This window comes from Streptomyces violaceus (assembly GCF_036014075.1).
GTDB lineage: Bacteria > Actinomycetota > Actinomycetes > Streptomycetales > Streptomycetaceae > Streptomyces > Streptomyces violaceus.
Genome location: NZ_CP107911.1, coordinates 6,947,587 through 6,963,834 on the forward strand (window position 1 = coordinate 6,947,587; position 16,248 = coordinate 6,963,834).

At 71.7% G+C, this 16,248-nt stretch carries 14 protein-coding genes; 13 read left to right on the top strand and 1 reads right to left on the bottom strand.

Annotated elements, in window-relative coordinates; all coding sequences use genetic code 11:
* The first annotated feature begins 65 nt into the window (after positions 1 to 65).
* The 3 genes from OG542_RS31245 to OG542_RS31255 all read left to right on the top strand — a co-directional run bounded on the left by OG542_RS31245 (position 66) and on the right by OG542_RS31255 (position 3,894).
* Complete coding sequence (locus OG542_RS31245; protein ID WP_328415175.1) at positions 66 to 1,007, top strand: 5-dehydro-4-deoxyglucarate dehydratase; 942 nt, start codon at positions 66 to 68, stop codon at positions 1,005 to 1,007.
* Positions 1,004 to 2,176 carry a hypothetical protein gene (locus tag OG542_RS31250; RefSeq protein WP_328415177.1) on the top strand — a complete coding sequence of 391 codons (1,173 nt, stop codon included), beginning with the start codon at positions 1,004 to 1,006 and terminating at the stop codon, positions 2,174 to 2,176. Before OG542_RS31245 ends, OG542_RS31250 begins: the two co-directional genes overlap by 4 nt.
* Before the next feature lie 398 nt (positions 2,177 to 2,574).
* The gene (locus OG542_RS31255; RefSeq protein WP_328415179.1) at positions 2,575 to 3,894 is read left to right on the top strand and encodes an MFS transporter; all 1,320 of its coding nucleotides are present in this window, start codon (positions 2,575 to 2,577) and stop codon (positions 3,892 to 3,894) included.
* Here the strand turns inward: OG542_RS31255 and OG542_RS31260 are convergent.
* Complete coding sequence (locus OG542_RS31260) at positions 3,872 to 5,119, bottom strand: MFS transporter (RefSeq protein ID WP_328415181.1); 1,248 nt, start codon at positions 5,117 to 5,119, stop codon at positions 3,872 to 3,874. The two genes, OG542_RS31255 and OG542_RS31260, sit on opposite strands and share 23 nt — an antisense overlap.
* 139 nt (positions 5,120 to 5,258) lie before the next feature.
* Here OG542_RS31260 and OG542_RS31265 point away from each other — a divergent pair, with 139 nt between their 5' ends.
* The 10 genes from OG542_RS31265 to OG542_RS31310 all read left to right on the top strand — a co-directional run bounded on the left by OG542_RS31265 (position 5,259) and on the right by OG542_RS31310 (position 16,224).
* Positions 5,259 to 5,855 (top strand): TIGR03086 family metal-binding protein, encoded by a 597-nt coding sequence (locus OG542_RS31265; RefSeq protein WP_328415183.1) that lies wholly within the window; start codon positions 5,259 to 5,261, stop codon positions 5,853 to 5,855.
* 121 nt (positions 5,856 to 5,976) lie between these two features.
* Positions 5,977 to 6,636 carry a GntR family transcriptional regulator gene (locus OG542_RS31270; RefSeq protein WP_311124997.1) on the top strand — a complete coding sequence of 220 codons (660 nt, stop codon included), beginning with the start codon at positions 5,977 to 5,979 and terminating at the stop codon, positions 6,634 to 6,636.
* Positions 6,633 to 7,544 (top strand): dihydrodipicolinate synthase family protein, encoded by a 912-nt coding sequence (locus OG542_RS31275; RefSeq protein ID WP_328415185.1) that lies wholly within the window; start codon positions 6,633 to 6,635, stop codon positions 7,542 to 7,544. Before OG542_RS31270 ends, OG542_RS31275 begins: the two co-directional genes overlap by 4 nt.
* Positions 7,541 to 9,271 carry an L-arabinonate dehydratase gene (gene araD / locus OG542_RS31280; RefSeq protein ID WP_328415187.1) on the top strand — a complete coding sequence of 577 codons (1,731 nt, stop codon included), beginning with the start codon at positions 7,541 to 7,543 and terminating at the stop codon, positions 9,269 to 9,271. The genes OG542_RS31275 and araD overlap by 4 nt, the downstream gene beginning before the upstream one ends.
* Positions 9,272 to 9,548: 277 nt before the next feature.
* A complete protein-coding gene (locus tag OG542_RS31285) occupies positions 9,549 to 10,484 on the top strand; it encodes a carbohydrate ABC transporter permease (protein WP_184599640.1) in 936 nt (311 codons plus the stop codon).
* On the top strand, positions 10,481 to 11,377 hold the full coding sequence (locus OG542_RS31290; RefSeq protein WP_328415191.1) for a carbohydrate ABC transporter permease: 897 nt from the start codon (positions 10,481 to 10,483) through the stop codon (positions 11,375 to 11,377). The genes OG542_RS31285 and OG542_RS31290 overlap by 4 nt, the downstream gene beginning before the upstream one ends.
* Positions 11,374 to 12,660, top strand: a complete 1,287-nt coding sequence (locus OG542_RS31295) for a pectate lyase family protein (RefSeq protein WP_328415193.1) — start codon at positions 11,374 to 11,376, stop codon at positions 12,658 to 12,660. Before OG542_RS31290 ends, OG542_RS31295 begins: the two co-directional genes overlap by 4 nt.
* A 20-nt stretch (positions 12,661 to 12,680) precedes the next feature.
* Entirely contained in the window at positions 12,681 to 13,838 is a 1,158-nt protein-coding gene (locus OG542_RS31300; RefSeq protein ID WP_328415195.1) for a Gfo/Idh/MocA family protein, read from the top strand.
* A complete protein-coding gene (locus OG542_RS31305) occupies positions 13,835 to 14,683 on the top strand; it encodes a DUF6807 domain-containing protein (protein ID WP_328415197.1) in 849 nt (282 codons plus the stop codon). Before OG542_RS31300 ends, OG542_RS31305 begins: the two co-directional genes overlap by 4 nt.
* The gene (locus OG542_RS31310) at positions 14,680 to 16,224 is read left to right on the top strand and encodes a glycoside hydrolase family 43 protein (RefSeq protein ID WP_328415199.1); all 1,545 of its coding nucleotides are present in this window, start codon (positions 14,680 to 14,682) and stop codon (positions 16,222 to 16,224) included. The genes OG542_RS31305 and OG542_RS31310 overlap by 4 nt, the downstream gene beginning before the upstream one ends.
* The last annotated feature ends 24 nt before the right edge of the window (positions 16,225 to 16,248 follow it).

A 16,248-nucleotide genomic window follows, 5' to 3' on the forward strand; every position in this document is an offset into this window, starting at 1 on the left:
GCGCCTTAGCGTGGAGGTGTTCAGAAATATAGACGGCAATCATGAATATGGAACCGGGAGAGCTTGTGACGTCAGCCCGTCTCGCCGCTCGACTCAACAACCCCAGCGGGCCGCTGTTCTTCCCGGTCACCGCGTACGGTCCCGACGGCTCCGTGGACCTCGACACCTTCCGCACGCATGTGCGCCGCGGGGTCGAGGCCGGAGCCGCCGCCGTGTTCGCCTGCTGCGGCACTGGTGAGTTCCACGCGCTCACGCCCGAGGAGTTCGAGCGGTGCGTCAGTGCCGCCGTCGAGGCGGCCGAAGGACGGGTGCAGGTCGTCGCGGGCGCCGGGTACGGCACCGCGCTCGCCGTGCGCTACGCCCGCCTGGCCGAGGCCGCCGGGGCGGACGGGCTCCTCGCCATGCCGCCGTACCTCGTCGTCGCCGGGCAGGAGGGGCTGCTGCGGCACTACCGGGAGGTAGCCGAGGCGACCTCCCTGCCCGTCGTCGTCTACCAGCGCGACAACGCGGTCTTCACCCCGGAGACCGTCGTCGAACTGGCCCGCACGGACGGCATCATCGGCCTCAAGGACGGGCTCGGCGACCTCGACCTCATGCAGCGCGTCATCAGCGCCGTGCGCTCCGAGGTCCCGGGCGACTTCCTGTACTTCAACGGCCTGCCGACCGCCGAGCAGACCCAGCTCGCCTACCGCGCCCTCGGCGTCACGCTCTACTCCTCCGCCGTGTTCTGCTTCGCGCCCGAGCTGGCCCTCGCCTTCCACCAGGCGCTCGGCAACGGCGACCAGCGGACCGTGGAGAAGCTGCTGGACGGCTTCTTCCGCCCGTTCGTCGAACTGCGCGCCCAGGGCCGCGGCTACGCCGTCGCCCTGGTCAAGGCCGGTGTACGGCTGCGCGGACTGGACGTGGGCGAGGTTCGGCCCCCGCTGCACGAGCCGACCGGGGATCATGTCAAGCAGCTCGCCGAACTGATCGAACGCGGCTACGCGCTGCTGGAGGAGGCCAAGTGAAGGCTTCGGCATTCGTCTACCCCTGGGACGTCAACGGGGACCCGGAGGCGCCCGCGCGGATCGCCGCGCTCGGCGTGGAGCAGGTGACGCTCGCCGCCGCCTACCACTCCACGCGCGCCCTCACGCCCCGCCACCCGCGCCACCGCATCGTCACCGCCGAGCACGCCTCCGTGCTCTACCCGGCGGACGACCGCTGGGAGGGGCGGGAGCTGCGCCCCTACGCGGCCGGCGCCTGGGCCCCCGGGGACGCCTTCGGGGAGGCCGCCGCCGCACTCGTGGACGCCGGCCTGGAGGTGCACACCTGGGTCGTCCTCGCGCACAACTCCCGGCTGGGCGCCGAGCACCCGGACACCTCGGTCGTCAACGCCTACGGCGACCGCTACCCCTGGGCGCCGTGCATCGCCCAGCCCGCCACGCGCGCGTACCTGACCGACCTGGCGGCGGAGGCGGCCGTACGGCCCGGGGCGCGGGGCACCGAGCTGGAGTCACTCGGCTGGTACGGCCTGCAGCATCTGCACGCCCACGACAAGACCGGCGGCATCGGCCTCGGGGACGCCGGGCAGTACCTGATGGCGCTCTGCTTCTGCCCGTCCTGCCGGGAGGGCTACGGCCGGCACGGCCTGGACGTCGACGAACTGGCCGCCGCCGTCCGGACCGCGCTGGAGCCGGTCTGGCAGGGGGCGACGCCCTCCGACGGGGGCTGGACGGGTATCGAGAAGCTCCTCGGCGAGACCCTCGCGCACACCACGCGTGCGTGGCGCGACGACACCGCCCGCACGCTTCAGGAGAAGGCCGTCGCGGCGGTCCGGGCCGCCGCCCCCGACGGCTTCCAGGTGCTGCTGCACGCGGACCCGGTGTCCTACCACGTCGGCGCCAACCCCGGCGTCGACCCGGCGCACATCCTGTCCGTCGCGGACGGCGTGGTCGTGCCCTGCGCGGGCGGCACCGGCACGCTGACGCCGTTCGCGCGCCAGGGCAAGGAGGGCGCCGTCATCGCCGCCAACTTCCCCGTCGTCTCCGGCATGGGCGGCAGTCCCGCCACCCTCGCCACCGACGCGGAAGAGGCGCGCCGGCTCGGTGCCACCGAACTGCGGCTGTATCACGCCGGGTTGGCGTCGGACAGCGACCTGGCGACCGTTGCGGAGGCACTGCGCACCCCGGCCGGATGAGGCGCGGGCTCCGCCGGCCGGGGCGGGAGCGGCCCGGTCAGCGCACCCGCTCGACGCGCCGCTCGTCCCACACCGTTTCCAACTCCCGGAGTGCGCCACCTCCTCACCCGCCGGCAGCCGCAGTTAGTGCGACTTCCCGGAACCGTCGGCGTGCACCGGGTTCGAGACCTCCCTCGTCCTGCCCCGGTTGTGGCGGCACGACGCGATCCCCGCGCTGTTCGCCTCCGGCGCGGTGCGGACGTACGAGGATCCCGACTCGTCCCATGGGTTGTCTCCCGATATCCTCCCGTTCCTGGTAGCGGGGGCCTTCAGTGAGGGCGGCCCGGACCGGGACGCGTATCCGCGGGTGAAGTCGCTGCTCGCCGATCGGGGGGCCTCTCGTGACTGGAGAAGGTGCGTTGACGACGGATTCGGGCGAGCTCGCGCAGGACAGCACCAGGGGGCCCGGCGATGCCGCGTCCTCCCTGCGCGTGGCGAAGAGCGTGTCCCGCCCCTTCTACCTGTACGCGGTGCTTGCGAACTCCCTTTTCCAGCGCGGGGTGTTCGTTCTCTACCTGGGCCACCAGGGTTTCTCCGCCGCCCAGATCGCCCTGCTGCAGACCCTCCTGTACATCGTCAGCGCGCTGGCCGAGGTCCCGACGGGGTTCATCGCGGACCGGGTGGGCCGCAGGGCGAGCATCGTCATCGGGCAGGCGCTGATCGGCGCGTGTCTCATCGGCCAGGTGACGCTGTCGGGGTACGGCGCGTTCGTCGTGCTCTTCGCACTGCAGGGCATCGGTATGGCCTGCGTCTCCGGCGCGGAGACCGCCCTGCTCTACGACCTCCTCAGGCTCCGCGGGGCCGAGACGCACTACGTGAAGGTCAAGTCCCGGTACGCGACGTTCGGCGCCACCACCATGGCCCTGGCCATCGCGCTGGGCGGCAGCCTGCAGCAGGTCTCCTGGGAGCTGGTGTACCTGACCTCGGCGTGCGCCCTGCTGCTCGCGGCGGCGGTGCTGCTGACCCGGGTCACTGAGATCCGCGGAGAGGACGTCGCCGCACTCGACGAGTCCGGCGGGGCGGACGACGAGGCGGGGGCGTCCCCCGGCCCCGCGGATTCGCCCGAACCGGCAGGCGCCTCCCTCGGCAAGGCGGCCGTGTCACGGCGCCTCGCCCCCCGGCTGGCCTCGCTGGTCGTGGTGTCCGCCCTGATGCACGCCACCATGACCCCGTACTTCATCTTCACCCAGGAGACGCTGAGCCATCAGGGCACGGCCACCGCGCTGGTCAGTGTGGTGATGTCGGCCGGCTACCTGATCGGCGGCTTCGCCCCGCTGCTGGCGGACCGGGCGGACCGGCGTCTGGGGGTGCGCCTGCTCGTGCCGCTGACCTTGCTGGTGCTCGTCGCCGCGCTCGGTTTCACCAGCCTCGGCCTGGCGTGGCTCACCGTCGGTGTGTTCCTGCTCGCCGTCGGTGTCCCGGACGTCACCGCGGTGGTGGTGGACAACGTCTTCAACGAGAGCGTGCCCTCCCGCTACCGGGCGAGTCTGCTGTCCGTCATCACGTTCGTGGAGTCCCTGCTGATCGGCTGCGGGTACCTCGTCCTGGGCTGGCTGGTGGACCGGGTGGGACCGACCCACGGCCTCGCCTGGTACACGCTCGTCCCCGCACTCGCTCTCGCGCTGAGTGTCCCGGCCCTGCGCAAGGGGACCTGGGTCAAGGGCGAGAAGACGGGCTGACGTCTGCCGGGGGCGGCCGGACGCCGACGGACCACGGCAGCAGCAGGGCGGCCGTCACCAGCAGCGCCCCGCCCAGCGCCACCAGCACGAGCCGGTGGCCGACCAGCTCGACCAGGGCCGCTCCGGTGGCCAGTCCGACCACGTTCGGGGTGTACACCAGCGTGTTGGCCGTGGCGGTGACCCGGCCCAGCAGCGGGTCAGGGGTCTCGCGTTGCACCGAGGTCAGTGCGGCGATCAGCACCGCGGGCAGACCCGCGCCGATCGCCACGCCGCACACCAGCGCCAGTGGGTCGGACGGCACCGCCCGCAGGGCCACCGCGACGGCCAGCAGGGCGACGCCGTACGCCGCGAAGCGCCGCTCGCCCAGGCGGCGCAGGGCCGTGCCGGAGAGCAGACCCACCGCGACCGATCCGGCGCCCTGCACGGCGTACAGCACACCGGCGTACGCGGGGGAGTGCCCGAGGTCGTCGACGACGGCGTAGACCATCGCCCCGTTCACTCCGGCGCACAGCATAGTGGCGCCGCCCGCCAGGACCAGGGGGCGCAGCACGGGGTGCGCCCACAGGTGGCGGGCGCCCTCGGCGGTCCGCTTCCGCCGGCTTCCGGCGGGCGGCGCGGGCTTCTCCTCCCGCACCCGCAGCAGCGCGTACAGCCCCGTGGCCAGCACGAACGTCGCCGCGTCCAAGAGGGCCACGCTCGCACCGCCGTATGCCGCGTACAGGCCCGCCCCCGCCAGCGGGGCCAGGAGTTTCATGCCCTCCGTGGCCGTCATGCGCAGGCCGTTGAAGTCGCCGAGCAGGGACGAGTCGACGGCGGTCGCCACGAGCGCCGACTCGGCCGCGTCATGGACGACGCCCGCCGCGCCGTACACGAACAGCACCGCGTACAGCAGCCACAGGTCGCCCGGGGCGTCGACACTCACGAGAGTGAGCAGGCAGGCGCTCAGGAGCACGTTCACGCCGATCAGCAGTGGCTTGCGGCGGCCCCGGTCGGCGAGAGTGCCCAGCAGCGGGCCGGCCAGGGTCGGCAGCCACATGGCGAGCATGCACAGCGCGGCCAGGCCGTCCGAGCCGGTGAGGTCCTTGACCCATACGCCGGACACCAGCCACAGGGCCGAGGTGCCGAAGCCGGAGACCACCACCGAGGAGAGATAGAGCCCCGCGTTGCGGTCACGCAGGACGCGCACCACGGGCCAGGTCGTCAGGGACGCCTTGATCGTCGTCATGCCTGGTCATCGTGGCTCTAAGGACCGGGGGCGGGGATCGGTCAGGTGCCGTAGCAAGCGGTCGGCCGGGCGATGAGTTCCGCGGTCGCCGTCGGTCTACCTCCCAGGAACGACATCAGGAAATCAGGAGGAGCAGCCGATGACCGACACGACCCCGACCCTCGACCTCGGACCGCAGGCGGCGGTCGTGGCGCGCCTGGCCGAGGGTGTCACCGACGAGCAGCTGGCGGCCCCGACGCCCTGCCCGCGGTACGCGGTGCGCAATGTGCTGGGCCACCTGGCCGGGCTGGCCGTCGCCTTCCGCGACGCTGGCCGCAAAGACCTGGGCGTCACGACCGACACCGACCCGGGCTCCGCCCTGCCCGAGATCGGGCAGGGGTGGCGCGAGGATCTGCCCAAGGTGCTCGGCGAACTGGCCGAGGCATGGCGCGACCCGGCCGCGTGGACCGGTATGACCCGCGCCGGAGGCGTGGATCTGCCCGGCGAGATCGCGGGCCTCGTCGCGACCGACGAGCTGGTGATCCACGGCTGGGACCTGGCCCGTGCGACCGGCCAGTCCTATGCCCCCGACCCGGCCGCGCTCCAGGTCTGCCATGACTTCCTCGCGGCAGCGGCCGACGACGCCGACCGCGGCGACATCTTCGGCCCCGTCGTACGCGTCGACGCGGACGCGGCGCTGCTGGACCGGGCGGTGGGTCTGAGCGGGCGGGAGCCGGGGTGGACGCGCAGGTCGTAGAAAGCGATTTCCCTTTCCTTTGTCGAAAGCATTGACGAACCACACGCGCCCTCCTAACGTCATCGCGTCGTACTTCGTACGTCATATATGAGACGCGATACGCGAGATCCGAGAGGCGCGCATGACCTCTGTGCCCACGCCGATCCCCTCCCGCACGCAGTTCGTGCTGGAGGGGATCAAACACCGCATCCTCACCGGGCAGTTGACGCCGGGGCAGGCGCTGGTCGAGACCGAGCTCGCCGCGCAGTTCGGGGTGTCCAAGACCCCGGTGCGGGAGGCGCTCAAGACCCTCGCAGGGACCGGGCTGGTCGTGATGAGCCAGTACAAGGGCGTCACGGTGCGCCTGGTGGACGCGGACATGGCGCGCGAGGTCTACGACGTACGGCTGCTGCTGGAGCCCGAGGCGCTGAAGCGCGCCGTACAGCGCGGGGCCTCCCTGGATGCCGCCCGTGATGCGCTGACCAGGGCCGACGCGGCCATCGACACGGCCGAACGCTCCCTCGCCAACCGGGAGTTCCACCGCTCCCTGTACCTGCCCTGCGGCAACCCGCTGCTCGGCCGGATGCTCGACGAGGTCCGCGACCAGGCCGCCCTGGTCTCCGCCGTCGCCTGGGCCGCCTCGCCCTCCTGGGAGCGGGAGGCCGGCGAGCACCGCGAGATCCTCCGGCTCGCCCTCGACGGCGACGCCGACGGCGCGGCCCGCGCCCTCCACTCCCACATCGCGTCCTTCGTGCAGCGCGCTTTCCCCGAGGCAGGACTGGAACAGGAAGGTCAGCAATGAGCAGCGTGGCGTTCGAGACCCAGCGGGCGGCCCTGGCCGACGTGGTGGCGATCCCGGTGACCCCGTTCGCCGAGGACGGCTCCGTCGCACAGGACACCTACCGGGCCCTGCTGCGCCGTCTGCTCGACGGCGGCATCACGACCCTCACCCCGAACGGCAACACCGGCGAGTTCTACGCCCTGACCCCCGAAGAGCGCCGCCTGGTCACCGAGTTGACCATGGAGGAGGCCGGGGACCGGGCCGCCGTCCTGGTCGGGGTCGGGCACGACGTGCCCACCGCGGTCGCCACCGCCCGGCACGCCCGCGAGCGCGGCGCCCAGATGGTGATGGTCCACCAGCCCGTCCACCCGTACGTCTCGCAGGCCGGCTGGGTCGACTACCACCGTGCCATCGCCGAGGCCGTGCCCGAGCTGGGCGTCGTCCCGTACGTCCGCAACCCGCAGCTCACCGGCGCCCGGCTCGCCGAACTCGCCGACGCCTGCCCGAACGTCATCGGCGTGAAGTACGCCGTCCCGGACGCCGCCAGGTTCGCCGCCTTCGCACGGGACGCCGGGCTGGAGCGGTTCGTCTGGGTGGCGGGCCTCGCCGAGCCGTACGCCCCCTCCTACTTCTCCGCGGGCGCCACCGGCTTCACCTCGGGGCTCGTCAACGTCGCCCCCGCCGTTTCCCTGAACATGATCGAGGCGCTGCGCTCCGGTGACTACCCGGCCGCCATGAAGGTCTGGGAGCAGATCCGCCGCTTCGAGGAACTGCGCGCCGACAGCGGCTCGGCCAACAACGTCACCGTCGTCAAGGAGGCCCTCGCCTCCCTCGGCCTGTGCCGCCGCGAGGTCCGGCCGCCGAGCAAGCCGCTGCCTCAGAGCGAGCGCGCCGAGGTCGCCGCCATCGCCGCCGGGTGGTCGATATGAGCGACGAGAAGCGCCCCGAGGAGCTGCGGAGCCACCAGTGGTACGGCACCGAAGGGCTGCGTACCTTCAGCCACCGGGCCCGTACCCGCCAGCTCGGCTACCTGCCCGAGGAACACCTGGGCAAGCCCGTCATCGCGATCCTCAACACCTGGTCCGACATCAACCCCTGCCACGTCCATCTGCGGGATCGCGCGCAGGCCGTGAAGCGGGGCGTGTGGCAGGCCGGGGGCTTCCCGCTGGAGTTCCCCGTCTCCACGCTCAGCGAGACCTTCCAGAAGCCGACCCCGATGCTCTACCGCAACATGCTCGCCATGGAGACGGAGGAGCTGCTGCGGTCGTACCCGGTCGACGGGGCCGTGCTGATGGGCGGCTGCGACAAGTCCACGCCCGCCCTGCTCATGGGCGCGGCGAGCGCCGACCTGCCGACGGTGTTCGTGCCGGCCGGGCCGATGCTGCCGGGCCACTGGCGCAACGAGGTCCTCGGGTCCGGCACCGACATGTGGAAGTACTGGGACGAGAAGCGCGCCGGCCACATCGGCGACTGCGAGATGCAGGAGCTGGAGAGCGGCCTCGCCCGCTCGCCCGGTCACTGCATGACGATGGGCACGGCCTCCACGCTGACGGCCGCCGCCGAGGCGCTCGGCGTGACCGTCCCGGGGGCCTCCAGCATCCCGGCCGTCGACTCCGGGCACGACCGGATGGCCGCCGCCGCGGGGCTCAGGATCGTCGAACTGGTCCACAAGGACCGGAAGCTGAGCGACATCCTCACCGCCGAGGCCTTCCAGGACGCCGTGACGACCGTGCTCGGTCTCGGCGGCTCGACCAACGCCGTGATCCATCTGATCGCCATGGCCGGCCGCGCGGGCGTCCGGCTCACCCTCGACGACTTCGACCGCATCGCCCGCACGGTCCCGGTGCTGGCCAACGTACGGCCCGGCGGACAGACGTATCTGATGGAGGACTTCCACTTCGCGGGCGGCCTGCCCGGGTTCCTCTCCCGGATCACGGACCTGCTCCACCTGGACCGGCCGACGGTCTCGTACGACACCCTGCGGGAACAACTGGAGGGCGCCCAGGTCCACAACGACGACGTCATCCGGACCCGGGACAACCCGGTCGCCCAGGAGGGCGGGGTCGCCGTGCTGCGCGGCAACCTCTGCCCGGACGGCGCCGTCATCAAGCACATCTCCGCCGAGCGGCACCTGCTCAAGCACACCGGTCCCGCCGTCGTCTTCGACGACTACAGGACGATGCAGCGCACCATCAACGACCCGTCTCTCGGCATCACCCCCGAGCATGTGCTCGTGCTGCGCAACGCCGGTCCCAAGGGCGGCCCGGGCATGCCCGAGTACGGGATGCTGCCGCTGCCCGACTATCTGCTCAAGCAGGGCGTCCGGGACATGGTCCGTATCTCCGACGCCCGGATGAGCGGCACGAGTTACGGCGCGTGCGTGCTGCACGTGGCACCCGAGTCGTACGTGGGCGGACCTCTCGCCCTCGTCCGCACCGGCGACTCCATCACCCTCGACGTCGAGGCGCGCACCCTCCAGCTCCACGTGGACGACGAGGAGCTGGAGCGGCGCAGGGCGGACTGGACGCCGCCGCCCACCCGGTACGAGCGCGGCTACGGCGCGCTCTACAACGAGCAGATCACGCAGGCCGACACCGGCTGCGACTTCGAGTTCCTGGCTCGCGCAGGCAAGGTGCAGGACCCGTACGCGGGCTGAGCCCCACCAGGCCGGCACGACCCACGCGCCACCGCACGACCCGAGCGCCACCGCACCGCCCAGGCACGACGGCACGACGGCACGACGGCACGACCCGAGCGTCACCGCACCACCGTGTTCCACGGCACCACCCGTGCTTCTCGCGCGACCCCTGCTCCTCGGCACGACCCGGTACGACCCTGCGCAGGAAGAAAGCGCTTCCCGCGCAGGCCACGCACCAACGCACCGACGCACCGACGCACGACGTTCCACGACGTACTGAGAACGGAGAACAGTCATGGCCCAAGCCGCAGCCGTGGCGAAACCGCCCGCGCCACCCCGGCGGCGCCGGGCCTCCGCCACGCCACGCAAGCTCCCGTACCTGCTGATCGCCCCGGCCGCCCTGCTCATGCTGGGCTTCATCGCCTACCCGGTCATCAGCGTCTTCTACTACAGCCTGCAGAACTACAACCCCACCAAGCCATGGCGGAACGGCTACGCGGGCTTCGACAACTTCGTCCACGCCTTCACCGAGGACCCGGTCTTCTGGGACACGCTGGTCTTCAGTGCCAAGTGGGTCTTCGTCGAGGTCGGACTCCAGCTGCTGTTCGGCCTCGCGCTGGCCCTCATCGTCAACCAGACCTTTGTGGGCCGGGGCCTGGGACGCGCCCTGGTCTTCTCCCCGTGGGCCGTCTCGGGCGTCCTGACCTCCGCGATCTGGGTGCTGCTCTACAACTCCCAGACGGGCATCACCCGTTACCTCGCGGACATGGGCATCGGCTCCTACGGAACGAGCTGGCTGTCGGACACCTCCACGGTGTTCCCGGCGGCGGTCGTGGCCGATCTGTGGCGCGGCGTGCCCTTCTTCGCGATCCTCATCCTCGCCGACCTCCAGTCCGTCTCGAAGGACCTGTACGAGGCCGCCGAGGTCGACGGGGCCAGCCGCATCAAGCAGTTCTGGCACATCACGCTGCCGCATCTGAAGGACGCCATCATCCTGTCCACGCTGCTGCGCGCGGTGTGGGAGTTCAACAACGTCGACCTGCTCTACACCCTGACCGGCGGCGGTCCGGCGGGGGAGACCACCACTCTCCCGCTCTACATCGCCAACACCTCGGTCGACGCCCACAACTTCGGCTACGCGTCCGCCCTGACCACGGTCGCGTTCGTGATTCTGCTCTTCTGCTCGATGGTCTATCTGCGGCTGAGCAAGTTCGGAGGCGACAACAAGTGAGCGTCAAGGAAGCCACCAAGGCGGCGCCCGCTCCCGTGCCCGCCACCCCCGAACCGCCGCGGCCCAGGAAGAAGAACCGCGCCTGGGACGAGGCCCCCCGCTGGCAGGTCTACCTGCCCCTGGGGATCTACCTGGTCTTCACCCTCATCCCCTTCTACTGGATCCTGCTCTTCTCGCTGCGCCCGGCCGGCTCGACCTCGCTCGTGCCCTGGCCGATCACCTTCGAGCACTTCGAGAAGGTGTGGACGGACCGCAGCTTCGGCACCTACTTCACCAACAGCGTGCTCGTCGGCGTCGCCACCCTGCTCATGACGACGCTCGTCGCGCTGGCCGGCGGCTACGCCCTCGCCCGGTTCGACTTCAAGATCAAGCGGGCGTTCATGCTGGCGCTGCTGTGCTCCCAGTTCGTGCCGGGCGCCCTGCTGCTGGTGCCGCTGTTCGAGATCTTCGCCGAACTGCAGATGATCAACTCGCTGGGCAGTGTCATCCTCGCCGAGACGGTCTTCCAGCTGCCGCTGTCGATGATCCTGATCAGCAACTTCATCAAGAACGTGCCGTACTCCCTGGAGGAGGCGGCCTGGGTGGACGGCTGCAACCGCATGACGGCCTTCCGGATCGTGGTGCTGCCGCTGCTGCGGCCGGGCCTGATCGCCGTCGGCTCGTTCGCCTTCGTCCACTCCTGGAACCACTTCCTGTTCGCCCTGATGTTCCTGAACAACCAGGACAAGCAGACGATCCCCGTCGGTCTCAACTCCCTGATGAGCGCCGACAGCGTCGACCTGGGCGCCCTCGCCGCGGGCGGCATCATCGCGGCCGTTCCGGTCGTGATCGTGTTCGCCTTCATCCAGAAGTGGCTGATCACCGGGTTCAGCGCGGGGGCGGTGAAGGGATGAGAGCCGGACAACTGGCGGTCGCGGCCGGGCTGTTGGCGCTTCTGTGTGTCCCCGCGCACGCCGAGGACCGGGACATCAGCCGCGACACCCTGCCCGCGAACGACGGCTGGGCCGCCGAGGGCGCGGGCACCACCGGAGGCGCGGCCGCCGACGCCGAGCACGTCCACACCGTCACCGACCGGGCCGGACTGGTCCGCGCCCTCGACGGCGGCAGCGACACCCCGAAGATCATCAAAATCGCGGGGACCATCGACGCCAACACCGACGACGACGGCGACCGTCTGGACTGCTCCGACTACGCCACCGGCGGCTACGGCCTGAAGAAGTACCTCGCCGCCTACGACCCCCGCACCTGGGGCTCCGCCAAGCCCAGCGGCCCGCAGGAGGAAGCCCGCCAGGCCTCCGCCGCCCGGCAGGCCGAGCGGATCGTGCTGCCCGTCGGCTCCAACACCACGATCGTCGGACTCGGCGACTCGGCCGTCCTGAAGGGCGCCAGCCTTCAGGTGAGGAACGCGGACAACGTGATCATCCGCAACCTCGACGTGCGCGACGCCTACGACTGCTTCCCCGTCTGGCAGCCCAACACCGGCGGCCTAGGCGACTGGAAGACGGCCTACGACACGATCTGGCTGACCGGCGCCACACATGTCTGGATCGACCACATCACCGCATCCGACCGGGGCCACCCGGACGCGAAGGAACCCACCTACTTCGCCCGCAACTACCTGCGCCACGACGGACTGCTGGACATCACCAACGGCTCCGACCTCGTCACCGTCTCCTGGAGCCGCTTCGCCGACCACGACAAGGCGATGCTGATCGGCAACAGCGACACGGCAACGAGCGACCGGGGCAGGCTCCGGGTCACCCTGCACCACAACGCGTTCGAGTCGGTCGTGCAGCGCGCCCCGCGCGTCCGCTTCGGGCAGGTGCACCTCTACAACAACCGGTACGAGGTCACCGAGGACGACTACCGCTACTCCCTCGGCGTCTCCACCGAGTCGAGGATCCACGCCGAGAACAACGCCTTCCACGCCCCCGGCCATGTGGAGGTCGCCGACCTGGTCAAGAGCTGGAACGGCAGCGCCCTGCACCAGAGCGGCACCCTCTTCAACGGTTACCCGGTCGACCTGCTCGCGATCAACAACGCCTACAACTCCGGCAGCGAGCGCGATCTGACCGCCGACGTCGGCTGGACCCCCACCCTGCACGGGCCGATCGACAGCGCCGCGGCGGCCGACCGGGCCGTGGCCCGCGGCGCGGGAGCGGGGAGGATCCCGTGACCGGTCGCATGATCGACTCCATGAACACACCTCTGCCTGTCGTCCTCGCCGGTGCGCGTGGCCACGGCCGCTGGCACCTCGAGAACATCCGCCGGCTCCAGAAGCAGGGCCTCGTACGGCTGGCCGGCGTCTGCGAGCTGACGCCGCTGACCGAGGAGGAGCTCGGCGACCTGGGCTCGCCCGAGCAGTCCGCCGACTTCGGTGCCCTGCTGGACTCCACCGGCGCGCGGATCGCCGTGATCTGCACACCGATCCCGACTCACACCGACCTCGCGCTCACGGCGGCCGAGCGGGGCGTGCACCTCCTGCTGGAGAAGCCGCCCGCCCCCTCCTACGCGGAGTTCCGCCGCATGGCCGACGGGGTCGCGGCGGCCGGGGTCGTCTGCCAGATCGGCTTCCAGTCGCTGGGCTCGCACGCCCTGCCGGCCATCCGCGAGCTGATCGACCAGGGCGCGATCGGCCGGCTGGTCGGGCTCGGCGGGGCCGGTGCCTGGGTGCGCGACGAGGACTACTTCCGGCGGGCGCCCTGGGCGGGCAAGCGGCGGCTGAACGGCGTCGACGTGATCGACGGGGCGCTGACCAACCCCCTCGCCCACGCCGTCGCCACCGCCCTCGCCCTGGGCGGCAGCACCCGCGCCGAGCACGTCAGCGGCATCGAGACCGAGCTGCTGCGCGCCAACGCCATCGAGTCCGACGACACCTCCTGCGTCCGGATCACCACCACGCAGGGCCACCCGGTGACCGTCGCCGCGACGCTGTGCGCCGAGGAGCCGGACGAGCCGTACGTCCTCGTGCACGGCAGCACCGGCCGGATCACCTTCTGGTACAAGCAGGACCGGGTGCTGCTCCAGCGCGCGGGGCACGGTCCGGAGGAGTCCGACCACGGCCGTACCGACCTGCTGGAGAACCTCGTCGCGCACCTCACCACCGGCGCGGCCCTGCTGGTCCCGCCGGACGAGACCGGTGCCTTCATGAAGGTCGTGGAGGCCATCCGCACGGCTCCCGATCCGGCGCCGCTGCCCGACACCGCCTGGCACCGGATCCCCGACGAGAACCGCCGTGTCGTACCCGGCATCGACGGACTCGTCGCGGCCGCCGCCGACACCCTCTCCCTCTACTCCGAACTCGGCGCCCCCTGGGCCGCGGAGCACCTGCCGAAAGAGGTGAGCAACAGATGACCAGCGGCAACGACACCGCGGTCCTGCGCGTCGCGGGCCGGCCGGTCGGCCGGTACGTCACCCGGCCCGAGCTGCCGGTCCGGCTCTCCCCGCGCCCCTACCTGCATCCCGTCACCACCCTGTCGGGTACGGCGGTCACCGAGCTGAGCCCCGCCGACCACGCACACCACCTCGGCGTCGGTGTAACCGTTCCCGACGTCGAGGGGTTCAACTTCTGGGGCGGGCGCACCTACGTCCGCGACCAGGGCCCGACCGAGCTGGACAACCACGGCACCCAGCGGCACGTCACGTTCCAGCTGCGTGACCCGGACGGCTTCGTGGAGGAGCTGCGCTGGGTGGCCGCGGGCGGCGAGCTGCTGCGCGAGCGCCGTACGGTCGCGGCCACCGAACTCACCGACCAGGCCTGGGCCCTGGACCTGACCTTCTCCCTCACCAACGTCACCAAGGACCCGCTGTCGATCGGCAGCCCGGCGACGAACGGGCGCCCGGGCGCGGCCTACGGCGGCTTCTTCTGGCGCGCCCGCAAGGAGGCCACGCCCCCGGACGTCTTCACCGCCGGCACCGAGGGCGAGACCGAGGCGCACGGCCGTCGCGCCGACTGGATCGCCCTGACCGGCTCCGGCTGGACGCTGGTCTTCGCCGGGGCCACCGAACAGACCCGCCGCGACCCCTGGTTCGTGCGCACCGGGGAGTACCCCGGGGTGGGTTCCTCCTTGGCCCACGACGGGCGGCTGCCGATCCCGCCGGGCGAGACCGTCGTCCGCCGCGTCGTCACCGTCGTCGCCGACGGCCGGCTCGGCCGGGACGCCGCGGCGGCCCTCGTCCGCAAGGCGGTGAGCCCGTGAACACCGAGACCTACCGCAACCCGATCCTCGACGCCGACTGGTCCGACCCGGATGTCGTCCGCGTCGGCGACGACTTCTACCTGACCGCCTCCAGCTTCGGCCGCGCCCCGGGACTGCCCTTACTCCACTCCCGTGACCTGGTGAACTGGACTCTGGTCGGCCATGCCCTCGAACGCCTGGAACCGGCGGCGGAGTTCGAGAGGCCCCGCCATGACTGCGGCGTCTGGGCCCCGTCCCTGAGGTATCACGACGAACGTTTCTGGATCTTCTGGGGCGATCCCGACCAGGGCATCTTCCAGGTCAACGCCCCCGAGATCAGAGGCCCGTGGACCCGGCCGCACCTGCTGAAGGCGGGCAAGGGCCTGATCGACCCCTGCCCCCTGTGGGACGACGAGACCGGCGAGGCCTATCTGGTGCACGCCTGGGCCAAGTCCCGCTCCGGCATCAAGAACCGCCTCACCGGGCACCGGATGCACCCCGACGGCACCGGACTCCTCGACGAGGGCAAGGTGATCGTCGACGCCGACCGCATACCCGGCTGGTTCACCCTCGAAGGACCCAAGCTCTACAAGCACGACGGCTGGTACTGGATCCTCGCCCCCGCCGGGAGCGTCGAGACCGGCTGGCAGGGCGCCTTCCGCTCGCGCGGCTTCTTCGGGCCGTACGAGGAGAAGATCGTCCTGGAGCAGAAGGACACCGACGTCAACGGCCCCCACCAGGGCGGCTGGGTGCGCACCGCGACCGGCGAGGACTGGTTCCTGCACTTCCAGCAGCGCGGCGCCTACGGCCGGGTGGTGCACCTCCAGCCGATGCGCTGGAGTCATGGGGGCACCTCCCGCTCGAGCGCAGCCGAGAGTGGGGGAGGCTGGCCGGTGCTCGGGGACGACGGCGCCCCCGTCGCCGAACACCGCCGCCCCGACCTGCCGCCGCAGCCGCCCGCGGCGCCCGCCACCGACGACGACTTCCCCGGCGGACGGTACGGCCGCCAGTGGCAGTGGACGGCCAACCCGGGCGACGGCTGGGCCACCCAGCACTCCGGGGACGGGCTCAGGCTGACCTGCGTCCGCTCGTCCGACGCCCACGACCCGCGCAAGCTGCCCAGCGTGCTCACCCAGCGGCTGCCCGGCGCGCCCTGCACCGTCGAGGTGGAGTTGCGGCTCGACAGCGACGAGCCCGGGGCCCGGGCCGGGCTCGCCGTCCTCGGGGACGCGTTCGGCTGGATCGGGCTCCAGCGGGGCACGGACGGGACCGCGCACCTCGTGCACCGGTTCGCCGAGGCGGTCGCGGACGCCGAACGCGACGCCGCCCACCCGCGGCTCGCGCCCGAGGGCCGGGCCCGGCTGCGGATCGAGATCGGCGCGGGCGCACGCTGCCGCTTCTCGGCCGACACCGGCGACGGCTTCCGGCCCTCGGGCCCGGTCTTCGCCGCCACCCCGTGGCGCTGGGTCGGCGCCCTGCTCGGCCTCTTCGCCGTCGCACCCACCGGTCAGGGACACGCCGGCGCGGCGACCTTCACCCGGTTCCGGATCAGCCCCTCGTAACGCACCTGTCGTCGTACGCCTGTT

Coding starts and splice junctions, on each gene's coding strand:
- OG542_RS31295 (WP_328415193.1), top strand. CDS start 11,374: ATGAGAGCCGGACAACTGGCGGTCGCGGCCGGGCTGTTGGCGCTTCTG.
- OG542_RS31275 (WP_328415185.1), top strand. CDS start 6,633: ATGAGCAGCGTGGCGTTCGAGACCCAGCGGGCGGCCCTGGCCGACGTG.
- OG542_RS31305 (WP_328415197.1), top strand. CDS start 13,835: ATGACCAGCGGCAACGACACCGCGGTCCTGCGCGTCGCGGGCCGGCCG.
- OG542_RS31265 (WP_328415183.1), top strand. CDS start 5,259: ATGACCGACACGACCCCGACCCTCGACCTCGGACCGCAGGCGGCGGTC.
- OG542_RS31285 (WP_184599640.1), top strand. CDS start 9,549: ATGGCCCAAGCCGCAGCCGTGGCGAAACCGCCCGCGCCACCCCGGCGG.
- OG542_RS31260 (WP_328415181.1), bottom strand. CDS start 5,119: ATGACGACGATCAAGGCGTCCCTGACGACCTGGCCCGTGGTGCGCGTC.
- OG542_RS31270 (WP_311124997.1), top strand. CDS start 5,977: ATGACCTCTGTGCCCACGCCGATCCCCTCCCGCACGCAGTTCGTGCTG.
- OG542_RS31300 (WP_328415195.1), top strand. CDS start 12,681: ATGAACACACCTCTGCCTGTCGTCCTCGCCGGTGCGCGTGGCCACGGC.
- araD (WP_328415187.1), top strand. CDS start 7,541: ATGAGCGACGAGAAGCGCCCCGAGGAGCTGCGGAGCCACCAGTGGTAC.